Here is a 3593-nt window from a genome sequence, read left to right on the forward strand (position 1 = left end):
CCTCCAGGTTGTGTGCGTCAAGACAAGCAGGGGGATCTCCGTATTTCCAAACATCCTCTTAGGTAGAACCATGACGATCGCTTTTACCCGATGTCTCGATCGATCCTAAAAACAGAGCCGACTTCTCGTAGTAGTCGGCTCTGTTGGCTAATTTTTGTCGATCGAGATGTTAAACAAAAGCGAAACTACTAGTAGTCAGGCTACTCGACTGAATGCCAGTTAATACAGCTAGATCTTTACCACCAGCAGCGACTAGAGTGTCTGTACCCTTTTGAGTCAGGGTGACTTTACTAAAGTCAGTCACGCCAGAGATCCCCAAAATCAGCAGCTTGTCGATCCCGACTTCAAAGTTAGCAACCGTATTAGTACTAGTGGGAGCACCATTGTAAGCCAGATAGAACTTATCGGTACCACTGTCGCCAGAGAGGGTGCTACCACCTTTACCGGCGTAGATAATGTCATTACCATCGCCACCAGAGAGGAAGTCATTACTCCCCGCGAATAAGGTATCGTTACCCGCACCACCATAGAGGCGATTGCCGCCTTTGCCAACAGTGGCATCGAGGATATCGTCGCCAGCTTCGCCAAATAAGCGATCGTTCTTACCCGCATACAGTTCGTCGTTGCCATCGCCACCATAGATCCGGTTATCACCTTTACCGACAGAACTATCCACCACATCGTTACCACCATCGGTAAAAATCGTATTGAGGCTGTTGGAAACATTTTTAGTATCATCAGCAGCGGTACCAGTAATAACTGATGATGGCGACTTGACGATCGGGATTGCCTTACCATCGACGGTAGCGGCAGGTGTCACATCCAAGATTTTCTCGATCGTCGGGGCGATGTCGATATTCTGGACGCTACCGAGGGGCTGCTGGACGATATCTGGCCCCGCTGCGTAGAAAATCGCCTTCATATCGGTGAGCGTGGGGTCATAACCGTGCGCGCCATAGAAGTTGGGCACTGACAAGACGGCAGTACTCGCAGTCGCCGTATCGCCTTTGCGAATTACTGGCGTCGATTGGGTGCCATCGAAGTTGTAGCCAGTCTTGAGCAATGCGAAGACATCCCCAGTATCTTGACCGATAAACGTCCCCCGCGCATCAATCACCTCGTTGGCGGAAGTGGCCGTAGCTGGCACATCGCGATTGTAAACCTTGTCAAAAATCCCGACACTTGCCACCCCATCGGTATAGTTAGCATTAGTATCGATATAACCTTTAAGCGTGGCGATGACCTGTTTTTGCAGGGTCAAATATTCAGAGACTTCCACTTGCTGCACGCCCGCAACCGCCGCTTCGCGCCCTTTGAGGTTGATGTAGATATTTACAGCAGGGCCGCTGACTACTGCCCGCACTTTGTTACTGTCGAAACCCGCATTTTTGAGCAGGTTATTAATACTTACTGCCGTGTGGAAGGAGGAGAAACCATGATCGGAAGTGACGATCACATTACTATTGGGCGTACCTGTCGCATCTACTCCAACCGCGTCAATCACCTTCTGAACGGCTGTGTTCGCAGCCTGATAGGCAGTTTCGACATATTTGGCGTAGCGTGCTACTTTAGCGGTATCCTGACCCGTCCCGATACTGTTGGGATCGGTAAAGTCCGTTGCTTGACGCGAATCTGTCAGTAGGAACTGGTGTTCCGAGCCATCGGGTTGCTCGATATAACCGAGTACCAAATCGGCATTGGGGTTTTGCTTGATGCTGCGGAGCAAGACTTTGGTCTGATAATCGACGAAGGTTTTAACCTGATCTTGGTAGATTGTTTCGAGTTCGGCATCGCTAAATTTGGTCAACCCAGTATTGAGCCGTTCGGGAAAGCGAAAATCGGCCTGGGGTGCCCAGGTGCCGATATTGGTATTGATATCATCGACATTCGCAACCACCCCTGGACTTTCTGCCGGACGGGGAATATAAGCACTCGAATACCGCGCAATATTTACTTTCGATAAATCGCCAGTGAGGGTACTAGCGAAGAAAGAAGTACCGACTTTATTTGTACTGCCCTCGAAGTAGAAGGAACTAGATTTTTGGTCGCTGGCTTTGATAAACGCCGAGCCAGTTGCGGGTAAAGTGGCAGCACCTTTGATGCCGACATTGGCATCGAAGACGACCAAGGTATCGTAATTGGCAACTTTATCATCGGTAGTATCGATCGCGGCGACCTGCATGTCATAACTATTGCTACTACCACCAGTCAAGGCAGTGGCAGCGATCGATTCTAATTTAGCAACTTTGACCGTACTGTAAGAATTTTTGCCCAGAGCGGTTAGTCCGGTCACGGCTTGAGTATTACTGACCGTAAAATCAGCCGCCGTCAGACTAAATCCCGTCCCACCGACGCCACCAAATGCGCCAAAGGGCACGGTATAACTGACTGTGCGGTCTTCTTTTTTGTCTAAGATGGCTTTGCTAGCAGTTGAGGAGAGAATATTCGCGCCATCCGCACCAGGAAAAGTCGCCGCGACGACAGTTTTGCCCGCAGCTTGCAGCGTCGTCCAGATCGGCGTAGCGGTGGGCGTCTTATCCTCGCTGGGGTCGATCCCAGTTTGATAGTCATAACCACCGATGGGGGCGGCAAAACCGCTAGTATTGGTGGTAAAAGGATTGGAGACTAGGCTGAAACTATTGGCATTGATATCATTATTAACTGCGGTCGAACCAGTGGCGATCGCGATGTGAGATGGCGCGGTAATCGACGGTGTAATGGTTTGATTATCTGTCGCTGCAACCCCTTTACTTTTGAGCAGTCCCAAGCCAGTTTTGGCATCGAGAACGCCATTTGCTAAATACTTATCGACGATCGCATCGCTCGCCCCATCGAGGGAGAGCAAGATTACTTTAGGAGCCATGTTATTTATAAAATTGAATTTTTTGTAAACTTCAAACCAAATATTAATAGGGCTAATTCCGATCGAAATTCAGAGGATGTCTGAAAAGTCTAATTGCTCCGTTTGCAGTGGGTAAATCCCCCTGTCTTGTCTCCCTAAACCGTCGGGGAACCCGACGAGCGGGAGCCGCTAAATCCCCCTTAAAAAGGGGGACTAAGAATCTGGTTCCCCCCCCTTTTTAAGGGGGTTAGGGGGATTTTCTAAGGTTTGAGCCTAACAAAATTGATTTTTCAGACATTCTCTAACCCCATCTATTTAGATACTTGCGAACCTAGACGAATGCAAAACTGCTGGAATTAAGCGTGCTAGATTGAATGCCAGTTAAGAGCGCGAGATCCTTTCCGCTAACCTTGACGAGCGTGTCGGCACCTTGTTGGGTGAGGGTGAGTTTGCTAAAGTCAGTCACACCAGCAATGCCCAAGATGAGTAGCTTGTCGATCCCCACCCCAAAGTCGCTCACCGTATTAGTACTAGTAGGCAGACTGCCAGTTGCTAAATAGAACTTGTCACTACCCGCACTACCGTAGAGCGTGTTGCCACCCTTGCCAGCATAGATAATGTCGTTACCATCGCCACCATCGAGGAAATCATTACTCCCCGCGAATAAGGTATCGTTACCCGCACCACCATAGAGGCGATTGCCGCCTTTGCCAACAGTGGCATCGAGGATATCGTCGCCAGCTTCGCCAAA

The 3593-nt window shown here is 49.6% G+C and carries 1 protein-coding gene and 1 pseudogene; both read right to left on the reverse strand.

All coding sequences use genetic code 11. The features are described from left to right. Window positions 1–169: 169 nt before the first annotated feature. Window positions 170–2863 carry an alkaline phosphatase family protein gene (locus RMO84_RS05700; RefSeq protein ID WP_310487509.1) on the reverse strand — a complete coding sequence of 898 codons (2694 nt, stop codon included), beginning with the start codon at window positions 2861–2863 and terminating at the stop codon, window positions 170–172. A 310-nt stretch (window positions 2864–3173) separates the two neighbouring features. Further along, window positions 3174–3593, reverse strand: a pseudogene (locus tag RMO84_RS05705) (bifunctional metallophosphatase/5'-nucleotidase); the annotation flags it as partial.

The sequence above is a fragment of the Chamaesiphon sp. VAR_69_metabat_338 genome (assembly GCF_031423935.1).
Taxonomy (GTDB): Bacteria; Cyanobacteriota; Cyanobacteriia; order Cyanobacteriales; family Chamaesiphonaceae; genus Chamaesiphon.

Bases quoted from the DNA above. Each gene is read 5' to 3' on its own strand.
- RMO84_RS05700 (WP_310487509.1), bottom strand. From the start codon at position 2,863: ATGGCTCCTAAAGTAATCTTGCTCTCCCTCGATGGGGCGAGCGATGCG.